Genomic DNA, 24776 nt, shown 5'->3' on the forward strand with positions numbered 1-24776 from the left:
CGGTGGAAGGGGCGGCCGGGAGCGCGGCTCAGCCGTTCCTGCGCCCCACGCCGCCATAGAAACCGATCTCGCCGGACCTCGCCGGCGGCGGGCCGTCCGGGCGCCAGAACGGAACCTGGGCCAGGCCCGGTTCGACCAGTTCGAAGCCGTCGAAGAATCGCTCGACCTCCGCGCGAGCGCGCAGGTTCAGGGTGGCGCTGGCCTTGTTGTAGACGGCCTGCGCGTCACGACGGTCGGCGAAGTCGCCCGTGGCGTGGGAGAGCACCAGGAAGCTGCCCACGGGCAGCGCGTCGCGCAGCGTGGCGACCACTTGCCTGGGATTGTCCGCATTGGTGAGGAAGTGGACGACGGCGACCAGGAGAAGGGCGACGGGTTCGTCGAAGTCGATGACGCGGCGCACGTCGGGGTGGTTCACGATGGCGAGCGGATCGCGCAGGTCGGCGAGTACGACACTGGTCGGACCGGAACGGCTGATCAGCGCGTTGGCGTGGGCGTTCACGATCGGGTCGTTGTCGACGTACGCGATGCGCACGTCGGACGCCACCGCCTCGGCCGTCTCGTGCACGTTCGGCGAAGTGGGCAGTCCGGTGCCGACGTCGAGGATCTGGCGGACGCCGCTGCCCACCACGTACCGGACAGCGCGCTGCAGGAAGGCGCGGTTGGCCCGCAGGCCGATCCGCGCCTCGGGGGCCGCGGCGGCGAGTTCGTCGCCGGCCCGCTGGTCCACCTCGTAGTTGTCCTTGCCGCCCAGCAGGTAGTCGTAGATCCGGGCCGGGTGCGGCCTGCTGGTGTCGATCTCCTCGGTACGGAACCCGTACTGCGTCACGCTGCGCTCCTCTCGACGACCGTCCCGGCTCCCCGCGCGCGAACGGCTCAGGACAGCCTGTCACATCAACTTGCCTGCACATGAGCGCAGTTCGCCCCCAGGTGGGCCTGTGGGAAACGGCGGCGGGCCACTGACCGTCGTACCGATGAAGTGGCCGGACGCCACCGGTGGCCCGCATCACCGCGAGGGTGACCGGCTCGGCATCCGTGGGCCGGGGCGGGATCCCGACAACGATTCGGATCCCCGGGTCACGATTGTTGGAGCCGGTAGCGGTGCGGGGCGTTGCCCCGGCACCGGAGCGTCGGCAGGGACGACCACCACGGATCTGTTCGAGATGCGTGGGCGCAGCGGCATCAGCCTGGCGGGTGACGGCCGCCGTGCACATCACCAGGGAACTACGCCGGCGTCGTCGAAGAACTGTCCGGTGGGGCCGTCGTCGGGCAGGGTCGCGAGTCTGATGGCGATCGCCGCGCCCTGTTCGGGGGTGCGCACGCCGCGGAAGCCGTTGAGGTCGGTGGCGACGTAGCCGGGGCAGCCGGTGTTGATCAGGATGTTCGTGCCGCTCAGCTCCCGGGCGTATTGGAGGGTGACGGAGTTCAGGAACGTCTTCGACGGCGCGTACGCCGCGGACACCGGACCTGCCGTCTGCTCGGCGGCGGGTCCTGACTGCAGGGTGAGGGAACCGACGCTGCTGGACATGTTCACGATCCGTGGTGCGGCGGAACGGTGCAGCAGCGGCAGCATCGCGTTGGTGACGCGGATGACGCCGATCACGTTGGTGTCCACGACCGTGTGGATGGTGGCGGGGTCGATCCGGGTGGGCTCCTGTGGCATGTCGCCTGTGATGGCGGCATTGTTGACGAGCACGTCGAGGCGTCCGGCCCGTTCGTCGATCAGCCGTGCAGCGGCGGTCGCGCTCGCGTCGTCGGTCACGTCCAGCGGTACGGCGAACGCGTCGATGCCGGCGGCGCGCAGTTTCTCCACCGCGGCGCTTCGGCGCTGGTCGTCGCGGGCGCCGACGCCGACACTCCAGCCGAGGGTGCCCAGGCCCGCGGCGATCTGGTAGCCGATTCCCTTGTTCGCGCCGGTGACCAGCGCGATCGTCCGTTCAGTCATAGGGACGATGCTGCCTTCGGGCCTCGGCCGGGGTCCAAGACCGATCGGATGCACAACGATACCGTCAGGGTATTGATCCGGGATAGCGTGGCCGGATGGAGACCCGGGAACTGCGGTATTTCGTCGCTGTCGCTGAAGAACTGCACTTCGGGCGTGCCGCGCAGCGGCTCGGGATCGCGCAGCCACCGTTGTCACGGGCGATCCAGCGGCTCGAACGCCGGCTCGGGGCAGCGCTGTTGGACAGAACCAGTCGCACTGTCACGCTGACCGAGGCCGGCTCGGTGCTGTTGGTCGAGGGCCGGGCGGCTCTCGACGCGGTCGAGGCCGCCGAGCGTCGGACCCGCCGCGCCGCCCCTTCCGTGACCGGCCGCCCCGGCCTGGTCCTGGTCACGAAGGCCAGCGCGTCCAGGGAACTGCTGGCGAGACTGCTCGACGCGTACGCCGCCGAACCCGGCGCGGTCCCCGTCGACGTCATCCTGTGCGGTCCGGCCGAGCAGGAACGACTCCTGCGCGAGGGCCGGGCCGACGTGGCGCTGCTGCACCGGCCGTTCGACTCGACGGCCGGATTCCACACCGAAGAGCTCAGCACGGAGAGGCAGGTTGCGGTCCTGCTTAAGCCGGGCATCCGCTCACCGCCCGGGCCCATGTGCACATGGCCGACATCACCGGGCTGCCGGGCCTGCCCCTCCCACGCTGGCCCGACCCCGACGGCAGCTACCCGCCCGGCCCCGGCCCACAGGTCCGCGACCATGCGCAGTTGTTGCAGCTCGTCGCGCTCGGCCGTGCCTGTGCGGTCTCACCGGAGTCGTGCCGAGCCCAACTGCACAGTGACCTCGCCGCCGTACCCGTGCTGGACGCGCCGACGGTCACCACCGTGATCGCCTGGCCACCGCACAGCCGGTCCAGAGCCGTCGCCGACCTCATCCGGACTGCGACACGTCTCCAGTAGCTCCCACACGCCCCGCCAGGATCCACCCATCGCGGCCGGGCTCAGGCGGCAGATCGCGGTGGGTGCACGCGGCTGGTGTCAGTCCGCGCGACCAGGTGACATCTATCTCGACCACTCACACCTTCGCATCATTCATCTAGAGCGCGTCCGTGGGCGGGAGGGGCTGTTCGGTCCAGATGGTCTTGCCGGCCGCCGAATAGCGCGTGCCCCACCGCTGGACCATGTGCGCGACGATGAACAGGCCGCGCCCGCCTTCGTCGTCACTGGCGGCGCGCCGGAGGTGGGGCGTGGTGTGCCCGGTGTCCGAGACCTCGCACAGCAGGCTGCGGTCGCGGATCAGCCTGAGCTGGATCGGTCCGGAGGCGTAGTGGATCGCGTTGGTGACCAGCTCGCTGACGACCAGCTCGGTGGTGAAGGACAGTTCCCCCAGCCCCCAACTCCTCAGCTGCCGACTGGCGAGGTTGCGGGCGCGTCCGACCGCCTCGGGGTCCAGGGACAGCTCCCACACGGCCACCTCGTGCGAGTCCAGCACCCGGGTGCGTACGAGCAGCAGGGCCGCGTCGTCGGCGGCCGGCCCCTCGGGGAGGAGTTCGGCGATGATCTGGTCGCACAACTCCTCGAGAGGCTTCTCGTGTTCGGACAGCACACGGCCCAGCCGCTCGAGTCCGAGCTCGACGTCATGATCCTGGCCCCTGACCAGACCGTCGGTGAAGAGGGCCACGAGGCTGCCCCGAGGCAGCTCGAGTTCCGCGCTCTCGAACGGCAGACCGCCCAGACCAAGTGGTGGGCCGGAGGGCAGCTCGGGGAAGGTGAGCATGCCGTCGGGGGTGACGACCGCCGGCGGCAGGTGCCCCGCTCGGGCCAGGGCGCACCGCCCGGCGACCGGGTCGTACACGGCGTACAGGCAGGTCACGCCGAGGGCAGGGTCGTCGTACGTCCCGGAATCGGTGGCCGGACCGCTCACGCGCCGCGCCGCCGTCTGTTCCTCGGAGGTCTGCTCGGCCAGGTCGTCGAGGCGGGTGAGCAGTTCGTCGGGGGTGTAGTCCAGCCGTGCCAGGGCGCGCACAGTGGTGCGCAGACGCCCCATCGTGGCGGCGGCGCGCAGACCGTGGCCCACCACGTCGCCGACGACCAGCCCGACCCGCGCTCCGGAGAGCGGTACGACGTCGAACCAGTCGCCGCCGACATCGGCCAGGTGAGCGGGGAGATAGCGGTGGGCCACTTCGACGGCCGTCTGCGGCGGGATGTGCCGGGGCAGCAGGTCGCGCTGGAGTGCGAGGGCGGCCGTGCGCTCCCGGGTGTAGCGGCGCGCGTTGTCGATGCAGACGGCGGTGCGGGTGGCCAGCTCCTCGGCGAGCGACAGGTCGTCGCTGTCGAAACGGGCGGAGGTCCTGCCGCGCAGGAACGTGACGAGCCCCAGCGTCGTGCCACGGGCGCGGAGAGGTACGACGAGTACGGAATGGGCCCACGGTTCGGCGTCGGGCAGCGGCCCGGCCTCACCTGATCCGGTCTCCTCCAGGACCTGCCGGCCCGAGGACAGGCTGCGCGCCTGGGGCGAATCCGCCGCGTAGGCGATCCGCCGTTCGGCCGACGGTGTACCCGAGGGGTCTCCCTCGGGTACACCGTCGGCCGAACGGCGGGCCATGCGCAGCAGGGGATCCGGGCACACCTGACCGGGTTCCTCCCCTTCCGTGACACCTTCCACGACGTCCACCACGACGGCGTCGGCGAAGTCCGGGACGGTGACCTCGGTGCACTCCGTGACCGTGCGCGCGACATCGAGAGTGCGGCCGATGTGGGATCCGGCCCGTACCAGGAGTGCCAGCCGCCGCTGGGCGAGGTACCGGTCGGTCACGTCGAAGGCGTCCTCGCACACGCCCAGCGTCTGCCCACGGGCGTCCTGCAGACGGTAGTAGGAGCAGGACCAGACGTGGTCCTGCTCCCGGTCGGCCGGCGGCCGCCCGCGATAGCGCAGGTCGACGACCGGCTCACCGGTGGTGAGCACGTTGCGCATGACCTGTTCCAGCGTCGACGGTGCCCCTTCGGTCAGTACCTCGCCGCCCGGGTACAGGTCCTGCGAGAGTGTCCCGATGACGTTCTCGACCGGTTCGGTGAACTCCCGTCCCGACGCGGTGTTGGCCCAGGTCAGCCGGAGGCCGGTGTCGTAGATGGTCAGGCTGATGGGTGACTGGGTGGCCAGGCCGCGCAGCATGGCCTGGCCCGCCTCCCAGTCGTGGACCTCGTCCAGCTCGGCCGCGACGACGATCCAGGCAGGTCCGTCGCTCCCGTCGGACAGGCGGGACATCATCGTCGCCGACCGTACGATGTGGCCGTCGCGGTGTTTGAGGTCGACCGCGTTGCTGCGCACGTTGGGGGCGTCGCGCCACTCGGCCAGTCCGGGCTGCCAGGAACGCCCGCCCGCGAACAGCACGTCCACGGGGTGGCCCACGATCTCGTCCGACCGGTAGCCGAGCATCTCCTCGGCCGCCGGACTCCATCCCACGACCCAGCCCTCGGCATCCAGGACCGCCGTGGCGGCCCGCGTGACGTCGAGGGGACCACGGAAGTAGACGCTGTCCTTCGCATTCCAGACATTCATGGCACCACCCCAACCCGTGGCGATGTCTACAGCATCTGTCGGCGGCCCAGGGTGTACAACCGCGGCCATGTCGCGATCGCCGCCCGTCGGCGCTTCCGCGCGGCGGCCCACGGGCACGCCGGGGCCTTCACTCGCTGGTGACCGCCCGGCTGCGGTCGGTGGCCCCAGCGCTTCCGCACCCGCGGCCCTCCGCCGTCGCCGGTGTGCGAAACGGCCCTGGCACCTTCGCCGTCCTCGTGGGCCTTCCGGGTGGCCCCGGAGAACACATCACCGCGCGTCCGCCGTGCCGCACGGCGGACCGGTGCGTGCCCGCCCGGCTCCCGCCGCCCCTCCTGACCAGGCCCCGCGGCGGCGCGCGCACGCGTATTTTGGGCGGTAGCCGACCGGATCCGACGCGATACGCCAGTTTCGGGTTTGCGGCGGGTATAGCTGCGGGACTCGGCGTGGAGGGAGACGATGAGGAGGAGCATGACGCCTGCTGCCGAGCCCTGGGGTACCTCGGCGTCCTGAAGCCACCCGGTGGCCGCATGCAGTGAGGAGGGATGGGGATGGGTGCAGCCGAGTCGTTGGAGCGCGACTACGACACGGCGGACGTCGCCCCGACCGCGTCCGGCGGCCTCCTCGACCTGCTGAGCGTGGCAGCCATCCTTCTCGACGACCACGGCAAAATCGTTCTGTGGAGCCCTCAGGGCGAGGATCTCTTCGGCTACAGCGCCGATGAGGCGCTCGGCGAGTTCGCCGGCCGCCTCCTGATCCACGAGAAGCACCGGGACATCGTCCTCGGCCTGTTCGCGCAGGTCATGGAGGGCGGCGGCAGCTGGGCCGGAGTCTTCCCCATCAAGCACAAGGACGGCAGTACGCGGCGCGTGGAGTTCCGTAACATGCGGCTCCAGGACGAGCAGGGTGACCACTACGCCCTGGGGCTCGCGGCGGATCAGGCCACGCTGCGGCAGGTCGAACGCGAACTGGCACTGGCCGCGCGACTGGTCTCCCAGTCACCCATCGGGCTCGGTGTACTGGACACCGACCTCCGCTACGTGTCGGTCAACGCGGCGGAGGAACGGATGAGCGGCGTCCCCGTCGCCGAACACCTGGGCCGGCACGTGCATGACGTGCTTCCGCTCCTGGACGAGTCCTTCGAAACGACCATCCACGAGGTGCTGGCCACCGGCGCCCCGGTCCTGGACCAGTACACCTCCGCCCGCACCCCGGCCGACCCGGACAACGAGCACGCCTGGTCGATCTCGTTCCACCGGCTCGAAGCGCCCAACGGGAAGGCGCTGGGCGTGGTGACCTCCAGCGTGGACGTCACCGAACGTTACCGCGCCTTCGAAGAACAACGACGTACCGTCCTCACTCTCCAGCGCAGCCTCCTCCCCCACCCTCCGCCGCAGCGGCCGGGGCTGGCCGTCGCCTCCCGGTACCAGCCGGCCAGGGCCGCCAGCGGGATCGGTGGTGACTGGTTCGACGTCATCGCTCTCGGTGGCGACAAGACCGCCCTGGTCGTCGGGGACGTCATGGGCAGCGGCGTCAGCGCCGCCGCCACCATGGGCCAGCTCCGCACCGCCACCCGCACCCTGGCCGGCCTCGACCTCGACCCCTCCCAGGTCCTCCAGCACCTCGACCGCATCACCGAGGACCTGGAGCAGGACATCATCGCCACATGTGTCTACGCCGTCTACGACCCGCACAGCGCGCGATGCCTCATCTCGCTGGCCGGCCATCTGCCGCCCGCGCTCCTCCGCATGGACGGGAAACACGAACTGCTCGACCTGCCCACCGGAACCCCGCTGGGCGTGGGCAACGGCGACTTCCACACCAGTGTGCTCGCGCTGGGCCGTGGCGATCAACTCGTGCTGTACACCGATGGCCTGGTCGAGAAACGCGGCTTTCCGATCGACGCGTGCATGGACAGCCTGCTCGTCCTCCTGGACGATCCGCACCGCTCCCTCGACGAAACCTGCGAGGTGCTCCTGCACGCCCTCCGCGATCCGGGCGGCCACGACGACGTGGCACTGCTCATCGTCCGGGTACTGCAAGCCCACGCCTCTGAGCGGACGCCACTGTCCTGAACGACCTCTCCACCGCAGTCGCTGTTCCGAGGGTGTCACCGTTCAGTGAGTCGGCACCGCACGTCGCACCACCAGGCTCTCCACCTCGTACGACATCGCACTGGTCCCACGGGTGGGAGACGGATGGTAACGCCCGGCGCACACCGAGAGGTTGACGATCAGGTAGGCATGCCAGGCGCGCCCCACCCCGCGCCGGTCCGCGAACACCTGGGTGCCGTTCACCCACCACACCACGGAACGGACGCCGAACTCGACGCACAGATCGACCCACGCACCCGGACTTACCGACTCGTCCGTGTAGTAGTGACCACTACCGCGGACATGGTTGGAGAACTCCAACAGATCGGCGTTGTCGGGGTGGTACTCGAAGACGTCGATCTCCTGGCCGCCGTCCCGCCAGGTCCAGATCGCCGGCCATGCCCCGATCTCGCGGGGCAACCGCACGCGCGCTTCCAGTACGTCGCCCGCGCGGACGGCGAACTCCTCCTCACTGCCTTCGGTCGTCAGCAGTCCCGTGTTCCATCTGCCGTCCCGTCTTCGTGTGGCCCGGAAGACGCCGGTGCGGCAGTAGGTACCGTCCTCAACCAGGTGATCGAGCTTGTCGTCGCCCGGATTGACCGGACCGCCGTCGGGATAGGCCCAGGAACGGCCGACAACCCACTGCCGGGTGGATGCGAAGTCCGCTGTGAAGACCACATCGGTCGCGGGCGGGATTCCGGAGGCGGGGAGCGGTTCGTCGGACACCGGTTCGTGCATGCTCTGGTTCTCTCCGCTGGGCGACGCCGCCATGCCCGCACACCCCCGCACCGCCGCGCAAACTACACGTCCGGGTGAGACGCCCCCTCGGCCTCCGCGGACTCGGGCCTCGGGACGTCGGGACCTCGGGAAATCGGGGCCTTGAGGCGTCGCCGCACGGTGCCGCTGCGCGACCGGACGTCACCGTCCGGGATCGGGTGCACGGCTCCCCTGCCGGACGGCCGACATGAAGCGGCGGACCGGAGTAAGGATGGAAGGACACGGCCACGAACGCACAACGAATGCAGCCGGCGGCCTGCCCCGGACGGACGCCAGACAGTGGTGACTGTGCGCGGCATGTGCGTGGCAGTGGCGCGGTCTTTCTCGCGCGCCGCTTTCACGGCGTCATGACGACCCGACAACGAGTTCCGCTGTTCCTCGAAGGTCAGCCGCCCCCGCATGGGAACGCGGAGCGGAGAAGAGCCCTCGTGAACTCCATCCCCCGGCGACTACGCGCTTCTCCCGATCCCCCGGCGGACGCCCCGGCACGGACGGCGGTCTCGGCCGGCGACTGCGGTCTGCTGCTCATCAGGCTCACGTTCGGCCTGCTGATGGCGGGACACGGCGCCCAGAAACTCTTCGGAATCTTCGGTGGCGACGGTCTGACCGCCACCGCTAGGGAGCTCGCCGCGCTGGACTACCGGCCGGGAAAGGTCTACGCCGTGATCGGCGGTGTCTCCGAACTCCTCGGGGGCCTCGGCTTCGCGGTGGGACTGTTCACCCCCCTGGCGGCGGGCGCCCTGATCGGCGTGATGATCAACGCCATGGTGACCGTCACCGCGGCCCACGGAGTGTGGGTGACCAACGGGGGCCTGGAATACAACCTGAGTATCGCGGTCGTCGCACTCGGCGTCGCGGCCACCGGTCCGGGAAGGCTGGCTCTGGACCACCCGTTCCGCTGGGGCCGGGGCGGCTGGCCCGATGCCGTCGTCGCCCTGTTCCTCGGAGGCATCGGTGCCGCCGTCGTGCTGCTGCTCTAGCGGACCGGCATGGCGCCCCGGACAAAGGTGCCCGGGGCGCCCATCGCCGCGGTGGCCGCTTTCCTACACCGCGGCGATGCCCTCCATGCCGGATCCGGCGAAGGAGGGAAGTCCGGTGACGGTGGTGACCTTGGTCAGGGAGCCGTTCCCGCCGACGCGGAACCCGTCAACCGTGCCTGAGGTGGCGTTCTGTACGTAGAGGAACCTCTCGTCCTCCGTCACCGCCAGGTCGATGACACCCTGGGACGTGGCCGACGGCGGCGTGGCGACGCCGCCACCGGTGGTGAGCGCCAGCCTGCCGTGGCGGTCGGTGCGGTAACCGGTGACGGTCGAGCTGCCGGTGTTGCCCCCGTAGAAGAAATCACCCGCGCGTTCCAGCCAGCACAGCGTCTTCTGGCCGTTCGGCAGAGGCTTCTGGACTACGTCCACAGTGCCGTCGGCACGCACCTTGTACGTACTGACCGTGGAGTCCTTGGCCTCGGCCACCAGCATGCGGCCGGCCCGGTCGAAGGTGATGGCGAACGGCACGCCTCCGGCCGAGTCGTTGACCACCGCGCGGCGCGAGGGGCGCCCGTCATGCCGTACCGGAAAGACCTCGATGGTGTTCGCGGACTTGGTGGTGACAACCAGCTGCCTGCCGCCCGGGGTGAACGCGAGCTGGCCCGGCGAACTGGAGAACAGCGGCACCTTCTTGTTGTCCAGCCCGAGGGAGCGGTGCGAACCACGCAGCGGCTCAAGACCCTTGGCCGTGATCCGGAAACCCTGAACGCTGCCCGCGCCCCCCGCGTTCATGACGTAGGCGAGCCGGCCCGACACCGCGATCGAGGAGGGGAAGTCTCCGCCCGAGCGCACTGTCTGACGGTCGGTCAACTTCTGTCCGCGCACCCGGAACGACGTCACGGTGCCGCTTCCCGCGTTCACCGCCAGGAGCCGACCCGACCGGTCGTCGTAGACGAGCGGGCCCTGGGAGGCGAGCGAGTCGGTGGGGGCGTCGACCTGGTCGCCGCCCCTGCCCCCGGTCGCGTAGCGGCCCGCGGCCGTCAACTCGCCACCCCCGCCTCGCTTGAAGACATGGATGGTGTTGCCGTCGAGTTCGTCGCCCTGGACGAAGACGGCGTGGTCGGCCTTGGCCGTGTCCCCGCGTGGATGGGTCTCCCGCGCCGAGGCGACGGTCACCGACGTGGCGGCCGCCGCGGCGGCGAGGACGCCGGCCGCGCCGATGGTCAGCCGACGCCGCCGCGACGACCAGCGCCTGTTGTGCCTGCTCATGCGTTGCTCCTCGGACTCGGCCGCCACCGCCGTCGGGGGCGGGCAGAGCCAGAGTTGCCCATGCGGAGGGTGGGACAGGAGAGGTTCGGCCGCCGCGTCAGCCTCTCGTAAGAACTCCGGTGAACCACTCATCGCGCAGCGGTCACACGCCAACTGTCCCGCCCCCGGCGGGCGATGGCGGACGCATCCGGTACACCCGGACGTGGCACAGCCCGCCGGTCGGCGCCGACGCGGCCGCGAGTGCCCGGTCGCGCGGCCCTCGACGCGACGGAAGGCTCACGTTCACTCCGGCAGGCTCAGGATGACGGAGGTTCCCTTCCCAGGAACGCTGCGGATCGTGAGCTGCGCGTCGATGAGGTCCGCACGCTCGTGCATGGCAGCGAGCCCCACTCCCCGCACGGTGGAGGCCGGGGGCGCGGCGGCGCGCAGGGTCGGCCAGCGCCTGGAGTCCGGGGGCTGGGGCATTCCGTGCCCGTCGTCGGCAACGGTCAGCGTCATCTCATGGCCGTCGGCCTCCACACCGACGGTGATCCGCGTGGGCTGGGCGTGTTTCACCGCGTTGGTCAGGGCCTCCTGCACGATGCGGTACACGTGGGCCTGTGCGTCTGAGGTCAGCCGGTCGCTGAAGTCGGCCTGCTGCGGATCGATCCGGAGATCGACAGGGATGCCGAAAGTCTCGGAAGTGCGCCGGCACAGCGCTTCCAGTGCCGCGCGCAGTCCCAGCTCGTCCAGGACCAAGGGACGCAGATCCGTGATCAGGTGGCGCAGCGAGGTGATCTGGTTACCGACCAGGGCGCGTGCCTGTTCGATCGCGCCCCGCATGGCCTCGGGTCGGCCGTCGGCGGCGGCGGAGGAGAGCACCACCTGTACGGCGCCGAGTTCCTGAAGCGTGTCGTCGTGCAGTTCACGGGCCCAGCGGCGGCGTTCGCGCTCCGCTCCGTCGTGGCGGGCCCGGACACGTTCCCGCTGGAGGCCCCGGTCGCGGTGGGTCGCACTGCGCATGGTGGAGGCCGTGTACACGACCAGGAGAAGCGGGACCACGTGCAGGGCGTTCAACAGCGGTTGCTCGGTGATGCGGACCAGGCTGGCCACCGCGAGCATGAGCGCGATGGCGCCGGCCACCACCATCCAGGTCCGGCGTCCCGCGGTGTAGAGCGGCGCCGCCCCGAGAAACGGGGTTGCCGCGGCAAGGGAAAGCGCCAGCTCGGAGGGGAGCGGCTGGTCGGTGACCTCCAGAACCACCGCGACCGTGAGCAGACAGGTCCCCGCCGCCTGCAGGGCGAGGCCCCAGCGGGCCTGACGTGGTCCGCTCATGCCACCAGGCCGCGCTCGCGGGCCGCGGCGATGAGCTCCGCCCGGCTGTCCTTGCCGAGCTTGTCCCGAATGCGGGCGCGATGGGTTTCCACCGTCCGGACCGAGACGTAGAGATGCCGCGCGATCTCCTGGTTGGTGTGGCCCAGCGCCAGCAGCGAAAGGACCTCGGCCTCGCGGATGGTCAGCGACTCCTGGTCGGCAGGTCCCGGCATCTCGACGGCAAGCCTGGCTCCCAGCACCGGCTGGACGTACGTCGCGCCCTCGGCGACCTGGTGTGCGGCGGCCCGCAGCTCCTCGGCGGCCGCTTCCTTGAGCAGGTAGCCGGCCGCTCCGGTACGTAGCGCCTCCCGGGCGAACGCCGGATCCTCCTGCATCGTGAGGACCAGGATCCGCGTGCCGGGCGAAGCGGTGAGCAGCGCCGGAATCATGGGCAGACTCGACTTGCCGGCCATGGTCAGGTCCAGGACCAGCACCCGCGGACGGGTCCGGCGCACGGCCTCGAGGGTGTCGGGGACCGTGGCGCTCTCGGCGACGATCCGGAACGCCGGGTCCTGGGCCAGCAGCAGCCGCATTCCGGCCCGCACCACCAGATGATCGTCGGCCAGTACGACGGTCACCTCCCGGGGCGCTCGCCCGGACGGGGTGGAGCTGGGGTCGTCCATAGCTGCAACGGTAGATCCCCTCCGGCTGTCGGGCAGCCGCTGTGGCGCGTGTGCGGGAAACCCGCAGGAAGGTGCGCGGGGATGACGCAGCGGGGGCCGGAGGATCTGCGGTGCGGGGTGCCGGGTCCTACGGATGCGAGGTGCGGGCCCGCACCGATGTGCCGGCCGCCGTGCGGGCGGATGCTCGAAGAGACCCCACGTACAACCCCTCTCGAGGCGGCCCCCATGACCCGTTCACCCCTCCCGCTCTTCCGAGCCGGCGCGGGCAGGCCGAAGCGCCCGGTCGCCGAGTGGGGTACCGGCGGCGGCCGTGCGCGCGATGCATGGCACCTCTCCTTCGCGCGTGGTGGCCCGTGGGCGGGCGGCGGCGTCCTCGCCCGGTCGGCGGTCCCGGTCACGCTGATCACCGTCATCACGCTGGCCGCCACCTTCGCTCCCGTGGCCGTCCACCTGTCCCCGCTCCTCGTCGCCGCCCCCACCTCCACGGCGGCGTTCGCCGGCTCCCGTTTCACCGCGGGCACCGCCCTGGCGGCCAGCGGGGCCATGTTCGTCATCGACCGCCATGACGGCCTGCTGCATTCGCCGCTCCTGCCGCTCCACATCGCGGCCCTGCTGGTGGTGTCGGTCTTCGTCGTCGCCGCCCGGTCCCTGCACGACCGCGACCTGCGGGAGCTGACCCAGGTACGGGCGGTGGCGGAGGTGGCCCAGCGGGTCCTGCTGCGCCCCCTGCCCCGGCGGCTCGGTCCGCTGCTCGTCGCCTGTACGTACCGGGCGGCCGCGGCCCACGCCCTGGTGGGCGGCGACCTGTACGCCGCCGCCCGGACCGGTCGCGCGACCCGCTTCCTCATCGGCGACGTCCGCGGCAAGGGCCTGCCCGCCGTCGAGGACGCGTCGGCGCTTCTGGGCGCCTTCCGAGAGGCCGCGTATCAGCACGCCGCCCTGCCCGAACTGGCCGCCGCCCTGGAGGTCAGTGTCCGCAGGCATCTGACGCAGCTCACCGAGAGCGACCCAGAGAGCGGCGAGCGCTTCATCACCGCGTTGCTGGTGGAGATCCCCGACGAGGCGGCTCTCGTCCAGGTCATCAGCTGCGGGCACCCCTCACCCCTGCGGGGCCGCCGCGGCAAGGTGGCGGCCCTGCCGATCCCCCGTCCCGCGCCACCCCTCGGGCTGGCCGGCATCTCTCCCGACTCCTACCACGTCGACACCTTCGCGTTCGGGCCCGCGGACACCCTGCTGCTCTACACGGACGGCGTCGTCGAAGCCCGCTCCACCGCCGGCATTTTCTATCCGATCCTCGAGCGGGCCTCGGGCTGGCCGTGGGACTGCCCGCACAGCCTGCTGCGGCGCGTCAACGACGACGTGGACCTCCATGCCGAGGGACACCTGGAGGACGACCTCGCCCTGGTGGCCATCCGGCGCACGCCCGCCATGGGCAGCGGCCAGGGTCCACGCCCCTCCCAGCCACACCATCCGACGGAGGTCGACCCGTGACTCGTCCGGTGCTCCCGAAACGACGCATCATCCATGGAGAGGCGATGACGACGATGACTGCCACGCGACTGAAAAGGTGGTTGAGTGTGCTCCTCGTCGTCTATGTCATCGCGTCGTGCGCAGTACAGCTCCAGGATTCCGCGGGCGGCCTGGTCCGCTGGTCGGGATTCTCCGTGCTCGTCCCCGTCACCGCCGCCGCGCTCCTGCCCATGCGGCGCTCCCTGATCATCGGCGTCTCCACCCTGGCCGCCAGCGTCGCCACCTACGGCTTCGCCATTCACGGAGTGTCGGCCGGCGGCCGGACGGTCGTCATCACCGCGGTCGCCCTGTCCTTCGCCTTGAGCCTCGTCGTCTGCCGGGTACGGCCGCTTCTGCTGAACACGCCCGTCGCAGCCACCCGGAACCGGTCCGATGCGCCTGACCCGGCCGATGGCCAGGCCGGTCGCGTCCCCGAAGCACCGTATGCCGTCCCGGCCCCACCGGCCCGCATGGTGTCCGCCCTGCCCGGCGCACTGCCGCAACCCGCGGTGGTGGAGCTGGCCGGCCACTACCGGACCGGGTCCGGCCGGCTCGGGACGCGCGCCCAGTGGCTCGACGCCATCCCGCTGTCCGGCGCCCGGGTCGGACTCGTCGCCGGTGCCGTCGCCGGACCGGACGCGGACGCCACCGCCTCCGAACTCCGCGCCGCGGTACGCACCCTGGCCGACGTCGATCTGCAGCCGGACGAACTGCTCACCCATCTCGCCGACGTCCTCGCCCGGCTCCGGCCCGACGTCCGCCCCAGTCCCGACACCGAGACCAGGGGCAGCAGCGCCGGCACCGTCAGCGCCCAATGCCTGTACGCGGTCTACGATCCCGCCTCCTGCCGCTGCACGCTCGCCGGCGCCGGCAGCCCTCCGCCCACCGTCATCACCCCCGATGGCACGGTCACCTCCCTCGACCTGCCCCAGGGCCCGCCCCTGGGACAGACGGACCTGCCCTTCGAATCCACCGAGATAGACCTCCCTGAGGGAAGCCTGCTCCTGCTGCACACCCACACCGGAGGCACGGGTGCGCAGGACTCCGGCAACGAGGCGTTGCTCAGCGCACTCGCCCGGCCCCAGCCCTGCCTGGACGCCATCTGCCAATCCGCCGTCAAGTCCCTGCTCCACGCGCCTCACGCCCAGGTCGCGGTCCTCGCCGTCCGCACCCACGCCCTGGACACACGTACCGTGGCCACCTGGGACCTGCCGGCCGACCCGGCTGCCGTGTCCTACGCCCGCGCCCACATCGCGGAGAAACTGGCCTCCTGGGGCCTCACGGACGCCGCCCCCACCACCGAACTCATCGTCAGTGAACTGGTCACCAACGCGATCCGCCACGCACAACCGCCCATCCAGCTGCGCCTGATCGACCACGCGGGCAGCCTGGTCTGCGAGGTCGCCGACGGCAGCAGCACCTCGCCGCACCTGCGCCGGGCCCGCACCTTCGACGAGAACGGGCGCGGACTGTTCATCGTCGCGCAACTCGCCGAACGCTGGGGAACCCGCCACAGCCACCACGGCAAGACCATCTGGGCCGAACACAGTCACGCACCCGACCGAACCACTGCCGCGGTGTGAGGCAGGCGGTTTCTCACGGGACGCTTCAATGGCATACGCATTCGAAGGTGCTTCACGCACCGGAAGTGCCCCGTCAGCGAGTAACCAGTATGGGTTACGGACATCTCCGACGAAAGACGCCGACCTTTCGGGTGGCGGAGTCATTCCGAAGGCTACGGGGCCAGGGGATACGGCCGTGTGAACGCGGAGCCGTCGGCCTCGGCCGGGTGCGGGGTGAGTCGGCCCTCTGTCGTAGCGGCGGCGCCCCTCCCGCGGAGAGCTTCCGGACACGGACGAACGCGGAGAGGCCGGGCGGCGGGAGGTCAGGACGATGACACATTCCTACGACGCGGTCGTTGTCGGTGGCGGCCACAATGGCCTGGTGGCCGCCCTCTACCTGGCGCGGGCGGGGTGGTCGGTGGCTGTACTGGAGCGTAGCGCCGCGGTGGGTGGTGCCATCGCGAGCGGTGAGGTCACACTGCCCGGGTTCGTGCACGACCTGTACTCCACCAATCAGAACCTCTTCCTCGGTTCGCGGGCGTACGCCGACTTCGCCGACGATCTGACACGCCACGGGCTCCGCTTCCGAACAAGTGACCATCCCTATGCCAACGTGTTCCCGGGCGGCCGAAGCATGCGGGTCCACCACGACTACGCCCAGACCCTTGGGCAGTTGGCGGAACACAACGCCGAGGACGCCGAAGGCTTCGCCGGACTCTACGAGGAGTACCGCACGTTCTCGCCGTACCTGTTCGGGCTCTACGGATCCGCGGTGCCCTCCGCCGCTGCCGTCCGCCAGGTGGTGAGCCTGCTTCGTCATCACGGCGTGCGTGGTGCGGCCGAACTCGCGCACACGCTGCTGATGAGCACCCGGGAACTGGGAGAGGTCTGGTTCGCCACGCCGGAGGCGCGGGCCATGGCAGCCTGCTGGGGCATGCACCTGGACTTCGCCCCTGACATCGCAGGCGGGGCGATGTTCCCGCTCCTGGAACTGTTCGCGGACATGGAGAACGGTATGTCCGTGGTCGAAGGGGGTGCACGGCATCTCCCGCGAGCGCTCGCCGACGTACTGACCGAATACGGTGGCGAGGTCCGCACCGGTGTCGAGGTGGACCGCGTGGTGTGCCGGAACGGGCGGGCCGTGGGCGTGCGCGGCACCGACGGGAGCACCCTGACAGCCCGCCGCGCGGTGATCGCGAACGTAGGCCCTGCGATGCTGTACCAGCGGCTGCTGGAATTCGAGCGGGTACCCACGCAGGTGCGCGGCGAGGCGTCCCATTACCGGTACGGCCCGGGCACCTTGATGCTGCATCTCGCCCTCGACGGCCCACTGCCCTGGGCGGCAGGGGACGAACTGTCTCGTTTCGCGTACGTCCATGTGGCGCCGTACGTCGATGACCTGGCGCGCACCTACGCGGAATCCCAGGCCGGGCTCCTGCCCGTGGAACCCCTGCTGATCGTGGGGCAGACCTCCGCGGTGGACCCGACTCGGGCTCCCGCGGGCCGACACGTCGTATGGATCCAGGTCCGCACCATGCCCTCGGTCGTACGAGGTGACGCGGCGGGAACGATTCACGGCACCGACTGGCCCGAAGTCGTCGACGCGATGACCGACCGGGTCCTGAACAAGCTGGAGCGCTACGCACCCGGTGGCCGGGCGCGGATCGCCCGCGTCACCGCGTACTCCCCCCAGGATCTCGAAACGGCTGACCCGAACCTCGTCGGCGGCGACAGCATCGCGGGGAGCCACCACCTGGCCCAGAACTTCGTCTTCCGGCCCATGTGCGGGCACCACGGCTACCGCACGGCGATACCCGGCCTGTACCTGACCGGTGCGGCGACCTGGCCCGGTGCGGGCAACAACGCCACGTCGGGCCGGCTCGCGGCCCGGCGTGTGCTCAAGGATGCCCGTCGGCGAGTCACCCACTGACCTGACCAGCCCGGACGTCACCCCGGAGCGCGCCCCCGTGTGTCCCGGCCGGGCGGTCGGGACACACGGGGGCGATGCGCTGAAGCTGCCTGGCGGCGCTGGGACTATCGGTGGCCGTGACTCAGCTCGGCAGCTTCCAGTTCTGGGCATTCGAGCCGTTGCAGCCGTAGAGCTGGAGTTGGGTGCCGTTCGTGGTGGTGGAGTTGGGGTCGTCCAGGCACAGCTTGGACTGGGGATTGACCAGTGATCCGTTGGCGCTCGAGGTCCATTGCTGAGCTCCGCTGCCGTTGCACGTCCACAGTTGGACCAGTGTGCCGTTGGTGGTTCCGCTGTGGTCGGCGTCCAGGCATTTGCCGAGGGTCCGGACCGTTCCGTCGCCTGCGACGATCCAGTCCTGGGCGTAGGTGTTGTTGCAGCTCCAGATCTGGACGTGGGTGCCGTCGGTGGTGGAGGAACTCGCGTCGTCCACACACAGGTTGGCGGCCACCGCGGAGGAGATGGTGCCGATGCGGGGCGTGGCCGGGGCCGCGGTGTCACCGGCGTAGGAGGGCGGGGCCGCGGAAGCGGCCGTCGCCCAGGAGGTGTTGGCGGTGGTGCCGAGCGTGTAGTCCAGCGTGCCGCCGGCGGTGATCGCCGTGGTGGGGGCGTAGGCGTTGTTCCAGGCGGTGCCGTTCCATGCCGCGGACTGCACGTAGGGAGCGTTGTCGGCGGCGCCGTTGCCATTGACCGTCAGCGTCTTGCCCGACGGGAGTGTGACCACGGCTTGGGTGAACAGGGGGGAGCCCAGGGCGAGGTCGGAAGTGCCCGGGGTCTCGGGGTACATGCCGAGTGCGGACCACACGTACCAGGCGCTCATCGCGCCGAGATCGTCATTGCCGTCGGCCAGGCCACCGGGGGTGTTCGCCCAGATCTGGTCCTGGATCGCCCGGACGGTGCCCTGCGTCTTGTAGGGCTGTCCGGTGTAGTCGTACTCCCACGGCAGTTCGATGCTGGGTTCGTTGCCGACCCACGCGTAGCCCTTGTCGCCGGTGTAGCTGCGCAGCACGGTGTCCAGGTAGTGGTTCATCGCCGTGTTGCCGCCCTTGGCACGCGCCAGGCCGCCGATGTCGAACGGCACCATCCCGGTGTAGATCCAGGAGTCGGCCTCGACCATGTCGGTGCCGCTGGTGGGGTCGAAGCCGCCGGTCCAGGAACCGCCGGCGTTGCGCGGTTCGACGAAGCCGGAGGCCGGGTTGAGTACGTTGCGCCAGCCTTGGGCACGGTTGGCGTACGTCCTCTGGTTACCTGTGTCGCCGAGCGCCCCGGCCATCGCGGAGATGGCGAAGTCCGCGGTGTTGTACTCCAGCGTGGTGGCCACCGGGCCGTAGAAGTTGCAGCAGCCGTAGCTGCCGTCGTGCGGCATGTATCCGGGTGAGTTCAGGTAGTTCAGGCCCGGCCGGTCGTTGTTGGCCGTGCTCGCCTGTTTGACCATATCGGCCAGGGCGGCCGAGGTGTCGAAGTCCCTGGCGCCGAAGGCGTAGTAGTCGGCGAGGATGGCGTCCGCGGGGTCGCCCACCATGACGTAGGACTCCCCGTTGTTCTCCGACCACTTGGGGAAGACTCCGGTCTGGGCGTAGTCGTCGACCATCGACTGCGCGGTGTCCGAGGCGACCTGGGGAGCGACCAGGGCTTCGAGTTGGGCTTGCGAGCGGTAGATGTCCCAGCCGGAGTAGTTGGCGTACGCCGCTCGGTGGCCGGTGTCCACGGTGTGCGTTCTGCCGTCGAAACCGTAGTACTGGCCGTTGGTGTCGCTGATGACGTTCGGGTGCAGCAGCGAGTGGTAGAGCGCCGTGTAGAAGCTCTGTTGCTGTGCGGCCGTCCCGCCGGCGATCTGTATCTTGCCGAGTGCGCTGTTCCAGGCGTTCTGCGCGGCGGTGCGCGTCGCGTTGAAGTCCCACCCGGTGTTCTCCGCGGCCCGGTTGGCCGTCGCGTTGGCGACCGAGACGTAGGAGATGCCGACCTTGGCCTGCACCACCGGGTTGGCGGTCGTGTTGAAGGTGACGTAGCCGTTGGAGGCGGCGGCGTTCGGGGTGGCGCCGGCCTTGGCCGCCTTCGGGGCCGTCGCGGTGGGGGCCTTGCCGTGAAGTACCGGCTTGTTGGGCTTCTCGGCGGCGTTCGTGGACGCCGTGCCGGGCTTCGCCGGGATGGTGGCCGACGTCTTCGCGACCGAGGCGCCCTGCGAGGTGAACGGCTGGTCGAAGACCATGTCGAAGTACACGCTGTAGGTGTTCCCCGCGCCGCAGAAGTGGCCGCTGGTGACCTGGCCGCTCACCTCGGTGTTCGAGACCTTGGTGAACTGCGTCGAGGTGGCGCCGTTCTGGCTTCCGGTGAGTTTGAAGATCAGGTTGGCCTGGCTGCTCGAGGGGAAGGTGAAGCGCGCCATGCCGCTGCGTGTCGTCGTGGTCAGCTCGGTGGTCACCTGATTGTTGAGGGCGACCTTGTAGGAGCCGGCCGACGCCGACTCGTTGGCGTGCGAGAACGCGTCCGTCGCACCGGTGTTGACGGTGCCGACCGTAGGCAGCACCGGTATGTCGCCGACGGCGCCGCAGCCGGGCCCGGCGATGTGCGTGAGGCTGAAGCCGGTGATGGACGAGTCGTTGTACTCGTATCCGCCGCCGGAGGGACGCGACGGCGTGTCCGGGCTCCACTGCACCATGCCGAACGGCACGTCGGCCCCGGGGAAGTCGTCCGCCTGGTTCGACGTCCCGATGAACGGGTTGACCACGGTGGCGGGCGACGTGACGAGCGCGGCCTTCTCGGCCGCCGACGCGGGTGCGCACAGGCCGGCCGCGGCCAGCGCGGCAGCGGCAAGTAAGCCGATCGCGGTGGTTCCGGGTGGTCTCGGCAGTCGTTTCATCACGGTCTCTCCTCTACTCGGAAGCAGGAAGCGGCACTTGACAACGTTGCCTTCCGGTCAAAAACGCGACGCTCGGGTCACGGCCGAGACTGACAACGTTGTCCCATCACTGGGACGGGGCGCCTGGCGATGCGAACGCGGTGACGGAGCCCCGGGGTCACGAGCGCCTGGGGGCACAGACGGGAACTGTTCGCGAAGTTAGCCACAAGGCAGGGTCATGTCAACGATTCGCGCAAGCGGTCGCCTCCAGCCCGCGCATCCTCGGACCGCGCCGCATGGCCACGGGGCGCCGCACACTTCCCCGGACCTCGGCGGGGCGTCCGTGGAGCGGCGCAACGGCCATGATCCGGACAGCTGTTCCGCGCCTCTGGGTCTCGACGGTGGTCCGGCGCGGCGGCGCCGGCGATGTGCGACATCGCCGGGCGCGCCCCGACCCCCGGGGCGTCCGCGCCGCCCATCCCGCAGCTCACCCCAACTCCGGCCAGGAGCACGGGCAAGGGCAAGGGCAACCGCGAGGGAGATGACGGACTCTCAACCGCACCCGCGCACTCCTGGTGACCTGGGGCGCACTCCGGGAAGCCCTGAGGGCTCGCGCCAACACGTGTCGCAACAGCGGACGCGAATGCTGGCGGAACAACAGTCGCAACCCGTGTGGTTCAGTGCCTCATTGCCCTTTTCGCCGCTCCGCAACGGAGCGTCCGGCCTTCGGGGCCGGTGACGGGGCTCGCGGGGTGGCCGCCCTCGCCGGCACTCTCCGTGGCCGTCGCGGGCCGGCGGCGCACCGCGACCATGGCCACGTCGTCCTGCACCTCCCCGCCCGCATGGACGGTCAGGTCACTCATGAGGCGTTCGATCAGGTAGTGCGGTTCGTCCTCGGCGAGGAGCGCGAAACGGTCCAGTGCCGGGTAGAACGCACCCGCCCCGTCGCGGGTCTCCAGGAGGCCGTCGGTGTGCAGGAGCAGCGTGTCCTCCGGCTCGAATCGGAAGGTGTTGACCTGATAGGCCGCCCGGTCGCCGCCCAGGCCGAGCGGTGGTGCCGGCTGCGGCACTTCGAGGAAGTCCACGTCCGCGCCGTGGGAGCGCATCGAGTCGGGGTGGCCGCAGCTGATCACGCGGACGACGTGCAAGTCGTCGGGTATCTCCAGGACGAGAGCGGTGATGAACCGCTCCGCCGCATTGCTGTCCGTCTCGCTGACCTGGTCGACACGGCGGCGCACGCCGGCGTCCAAGGAGAGGGCGACATGCTCCAGTTGTACGTCGCGGTGCGCGGCTTCGCGGAACGCGCCGATGACCGCTGCCGCGTCGTCGACTGCCGCCAAGCCGTTGCCCCGCACGTCGCCGATCAACATGCGGACCGTATGTTCGACGCGTTCGGCGGCGTACACGTCACCGCCGATATGTGCGTGGGCGGCTGCCGAGCGGTAGGCCGTGGCGATCTCCAGCCCTGCCATACGGCAGGGCAACGGGGGGAGCAGCGCCTTCTGCGCTGTCTCCGAGACGGAGCGCACCGCACAGAGCGTTCGGTGGTCCACGTCGCGCATGCGCCGGAACACGAGGACCAGGACGCCGACGACCAGCAGGCCCAGGACGTCGATCGGGAGGATCGGTGAGCTGGGCAGTCCGTCGTCGGCGTCGACCGCCACCACGCCGAGACAGGCGAGGGCGGTCATGCTGACGGTGGTACGCGTGTTGTCCGCCGCGGCGGTGAGCGCCGGCACCGCCACCAACAACACTTCCAGGTGGACGTCCGCCGGGACGATCACGCCCCACAGGGTGACGCCGAGCAGTACGGCCGAGGCGACCACGACCGCGATGAGCGTTCGTGGCCGTACCGCCGGGAAGCTGACGGCAACTCCCCCGGCAGTCGCGACGCGGTGCGTGCCTGTCACGATGTGTGTCTGCTTCGTCATGAGAACCTCCTGCCACGTACGACATCTGGCTGGTCCGGCCGACACGACAGGTGTCCGCCGGCGCCGGTGGGAAGCCTCGGTCGTACGTCGTGTCATGCGCGTCGCCTCACCGTGGCTGATCGGGCAACGCGAGTTCGGCCGGGGCCGGTTGGCCCACTGGTCGGCAGTCGCGACCGCGGACCGCGGGCCTCCACTCAGGCCGGGGGTCGGCTGTTTCCCGCCGTGTGACGGCCGCACCGCGGGCGCTCGCGGCGCCGTGGCCGCACGGGCACCGGCGGGAAGTCGCGCTGCGCCCGAGCCGCGGTCGTCGGCGCGTCATCGCGGAACGCTGTCCTGGAGTTGCGCGAAGAGTTCCGCGTTGTGCGTGTAGTCGACCGGGACGTCGATGACCGTGATGCCGGGGTCGCAGAGCCCGACCGGGTCGAGAGACCCGCGCAGTTCGGTCTCGAAGGCGTCCATGGTCTCGGTCCGAATCCCTCTGGCGCCGAACGCGCAGGCGTACAGGGTGATGTCGCAGGCGCCGGACCGGACGCCGGAGGCTCTGCCGTATCTGCGATGCTCCTGGAAGGCCACCGTGTCGTAGGCGTTGTCCCGCATGATCACATGTGTGGCGTGGAGGCCCAGACGGGTGGCGGTCTCCATTTCCTGTGCGCCGGCCAGAAACCCGCCGTCCCCGGAGACCGACACCACCTGTGTCCCCGGCCGCAGCAGCGCGGCGGTCATCGCCCGTGGCAGGCCGACTCCCGGTGTCTGCGGGCCGTTGGAGAGCAGGAGGCGGCGCGGCTGGTGTCCGCGGAAGTGACGGGCCAGGTAGATGTGCGAGCCGGTGTCGGACACCACGGTGGCATCGTCGTCCACGACCTCGGAGATCTTCTGGATCACCGCGCCTGGATCGAGGCCGGCGGCGGTGGCCGGTGCCGCCCTGGCCTCCTCCTCGATGCGGGCCAGCGCGGTGTGTTGTTCGGCCAGGGCAGCTCGGGTCCGGTCGCTGATCGGCAGTCCGGAGAGCTCCCCCGACAGCTCGTCGACCGTCGCGGCCACATCGCCCCGCAGTTCCAGAGCGGGCTGGTAGTGGCTGCCGATCTCGGCGGGCAGCGCGTCGATGTGGACGATCGTTCGGGCCGGGTCGGTGTTCCAGAGGCCCGGGTCGTACTCCACGGGGTCGTAGCCGACGGTGATCAGCGCGTCGGCGTGCGTCACCATGGCGTCCCCCGGCTGGTCACGGAAGAGGCCGACCCGGCCGGCGTACTGCTCCTCCAGTGCGCGCGGGACGATGCCCGCGGCCTGGAAGGTCTCCACCACGGGCAGGCCGGTGACGCGGATCAGTTCACGCAGCGCGGTGCAGGCCTCGGTGTCCGCACCCCGCAGCCCGACGAGGAGGAGGGGCTGCCGCGCGGCGCGGATGATCTGTGCGGCACGGTGGATGCACTCGGCGGGAGCGGGACCGTGAGCCGGGTGCCTGTGCGGCTGGACGACGCTTGCGGCGGTGGGCGCTCCCGCGACGTCGTCCGGTATCATCACCGCGGCCGCGCCGCGGGGTGGGGTGACCGCTGCACGCAGGGCGTTGGCGATGGCTTCGGGGACATGGTCGGGGTCGCGGACCTCGCAGGTGTGGGTGGTGACCAGTCTCAGTGCGGCGATGGCGTCCATCGACCGCTGGGTTCGCTTGAACCGGTCCCGGCCGGTCACCGCTGCGCACACCGCAATCATGGGGTGCTGCTCAGTCGTCGCCAGGAGGAGGCCGGTCATCAGGTTGGCGGTGCCGGCTCCTGAGGTGGCCAGGACCGCTCCGGGGGTGCCGGTCAGCAGCCCGACGGCGGCGGCCATCACGGCCGCGTTCTGTTCGTGGTGGCACATCACAAGTTCGGGGCCTGCGACGGCCAGGGCATCGTGAACGGCGTCGCTCGCGCTTCCCGGGACACCGAAGACGTACGGCACGCCGTACTGGGAGAGGGTCTCGACCATGCGCTGGGCCGCGCCGATGGGTGGGGTGGGCATGTGCCCGCCGCCTTTCTTCGTCCTTGTGTTCGCGCAACGGTGGTGGCCATCGCCGCACAGGGGGTGTTGTCGCAGGGGGTGCTGTCGCAGGACCGGCTTCGCACTGTCGAGGCGTTTGAAGGCGTCCGAGCTGAAGTCGTCGCCGTCGCAAGGGAGTTCGCGGACCGCCACCTCGCCGCCTCATGCCGTCGGGCGATGTGGCGATCGTGTGGGACGGGCGCTCCGTCGGAGTCGACTCAGGACGATGTCCGGGCGGTGCGCGGGCAAGCGGTGGGCGTGCCCACGGGCTGAACGCGCTGTGGCGGGACAGGGGGGAATCAGGTGTGGTCATGGGCGTGATCATGGCGGTCCGCTCGCTTTCCGCGGTTAGCACGCGGGGCACGCCCGAC

General features: G+C 70.5%; 15 protein-coding genes and 1 pseudogene. 6 read left to right on the plus strand and 10 right to left on the minus strand.

Annotated features, from left to right (window positions below; all coding sequences use genetic code 11):
* Nucleotides 1–28: 28 nt before the first annotated feature.
* Nucleotides 29–826: an SAM-dependent methyltransferase gene (locus HEP85_RS02660; RefSeq protein WP_168525840.1), complete on the minus strand. Its 798-nt coding sequence runs from the start codon at nt 824–826 to the stop codon at nt 29–31.
* 384 nt (nt 827–1210) lie between these two features.
* Complete coding sequence (locus HEP85_RS02665) at nt 1211–1942, minus strand: SDR family oxidoreductase (protein WP_168525842.1); 732 nt, start codon at nt 1940–1942, stop codon at nt 1211–1213.
* Between the two features lie 95 nt (nt 1943–2037).
* Between HEP85_RS02665 and HEP85_RS02670 the strand changes: the two are divergent.
* Nucleotides 2038–2891: pseudogene (locus HEP85_RS02670) on the plus strand (LysR family transcriptional regulator).
* A gap of 136 nt (nt 2892–3027) precedes the next feature.
* Here the strand turns inward: HEP85_RS02670 and HEP85_RS02675 are convergent.
* On the minus strand, nt 3028–5490 hold the full coding sequence (locus HEP85_RS02675) for a SpoIIE family protein phosphatase (protein WP_168525846.1): 2463 nt from the start codon (nt 5488–5490) through the stop codon (nt 3028–3030).
* Nucleotides 5491–6038: 548 nt separating this feature from the next.
* On the opposite strand from HEP85_RS02675, the gene HEP85_RS02680 reads away from it, so the two are divergent.
* On the plus strand, nt 6039–7562 hold the full coding sequence (locus tag HEP85_RS02680) for a SpoIIE family protein phosphatase (protein WP_168525848.1): 1524 nt from the start codon (nt 6039–6041) through the stop codon (nt 7560–7562).
* Between the two features lie 42 nt (nt 7563–7604).
* On the opposite strand, the gene HEP85_RS02685 is transcribed toward HEP85_RS02680, so the two are convergent.
* Complete coding sequence (locus HEP85_RS02685) at nt 7605–8318, minus strand: family 16 glycosylhydrolase (RefSeq protein WP_168525850.1); 714 nt, start codon at nt 8316–8318, stop codon at nt 7605–7607.
* Nucleotides 8319–8794: 476 nt separating this feature from the next.
* Between HEP85_RS02685 and HEP85_RS02690 the strand changes: the two genes are divergently transcribed.
* Nucleotides 8795–9337, plus strand: a complete 543-nt coding sequence (locus HEP85_RS02690) for a DoxX family protein (protein WP_282189901.1) — start codon at nt 8795–8797, stop codon at nt 9335–9337.
* A 63-nt stretch (nt 9338–9400) separates the two neighbouring features.
* Here HEP85_RS02690 and HEP85_RS02695 read toward each other — a convergent pair whose 3' ends face one another.
* The 3 genes from HEP85_RS02695 to HEP85_RS02705 all read right to left on the minus strand — a co-directional run bounded on the left by HEP85_RS02695 (nt 9401) and on the right by HEP85_RS02705 (nt 12582).
* Entirely contained in the window at nt 9401–10606 is a 1206-nt protein-coding gene (locus HEP85_RS02695) for a beta-propeller fold lactonase family protein (RefSeq protein ID WP_168525854.1), read from the minus strand.
* Between the two features lie 282 nt (nt 10607–10888).
* Entirely contained in the window at nt 10889–11920 is a 1032-nt protein-coding gene (locus HEP85_RS02700; RefSeq protein ID WP_168525856.1) for a sensor histidine kinase, read from the minus strand.
* Nucleotides 11917–12582, minus strand: a complete 666-nt coding sequence (locus HEP85_RS02705; RefSeq protein ID WP_168525858.1) for a response regulator transcription factor — start codon at nt 12580–12582, stop codon at nt 11917–11919. The genes HEP85_RS02700 and HEP85_RS02705 overlap by 4 nt, the downstream gene beginning before the upstream one ends.
* Before the next feature lie 225 nt (nt 12583–12807).
* Here HEP85_RS02705 and HEP85_RS02710 point away from each other — a divergent pair, with 225 nt between their 5' ends.
* The 3 genes from HEP85_RS02710 (at nt 12808) to HEP85_RS02720 (ending at nt 17583) form a co-directional block, all read left to right on the plus strand.
* Nucleotides 12808–14073 (plus strand): PP2C family protein-serine/threonine phosphatase, encoded by a 1266-nt coding sequence (locus tag HEP85_RS02710; protein WP_168525860.1) that lies wholly within the window; start codon nt 12808–12810, stop codon nt 14071–14073.
* Nucleotides 14074–14117: 44 nt separating this feature from the next.
* A complete protein-coding gene (locus HEP85_RS02715; RefSeq protein ID WP_365770211.1) occupies nt 14118–15674 on the plus strand; it encodes an ATP-binding SpoIIE family protein phosphatase in 1557 nt (518 codons plus the stop codon).
* A gap of 310 nt (nt 15675–15984) precedes the next feature.
* Nucleotides 15985–17583: an NAD(P)/FAD-dependent oxidoreductase gene (locus HEP85_RS02720; protein ID WP_168525864.1), complete on the plus strand. Its 1599-nt coding sequence runs from the start codon at nt 15985–15987 to the stop codon at nt 17581–17583.
* A gap of 121 nt (nt 17584–17704) precedes the next feature.
* Here the strand turns inward: HEP85_RS02720 and HEP85_RS02725 are convergent, their stop codons facing one another.
* From HEP85_RS02725 to alsS, 3 genes are all read right to left on the minus strand, one after another.
* On the minus strand, nt 17705–20479 hold the full coding sequence (locus HEP85_RS02725) for a lectin (RefSeq protein ID WP_168525866.1): 2775 nt from the start codon (nt 20477–20479) through the stop codon (nt 17705–17707).
* 656 nt (nt 20480–21135) lie between these two features.
* Entirely contained in the window at nt 21136–22389 is a 1254-nt protein-coding gene (locus HEP85_RS02730) for a PP2C family protein-serine/threonine phosphatase (protein WP_168525868.1), read from the minus strand.
* A gap of 315 nt (nt 22390–22704) precedes the next feature.
* Nucleotides 22705–24387: an acetolactate synthase AlsS gene (gene alsS, locus HEP85_RS02735; RefSeq protein ID WP_369657559.1), complete on the minus strand. Its 1683-nt coding sequence runs from the start codon at nt 24385–24387 to the stop codon at nt 22705–22707.
* Between the last annotated feature and the right edge of the window lie 389 nt (nt 24388–24776).

The sequence above is a fragment of the Streptomyces sp. RPA4-2 genome (assembly GCF_012273515.2).
Classification (GTDB): domain Bacteria; phylum Actinomycetota; class Actinomycetes; order Streptomycetales; family Streptomycetaceae; genus Streptomyces; species Streptomyces kaempferi.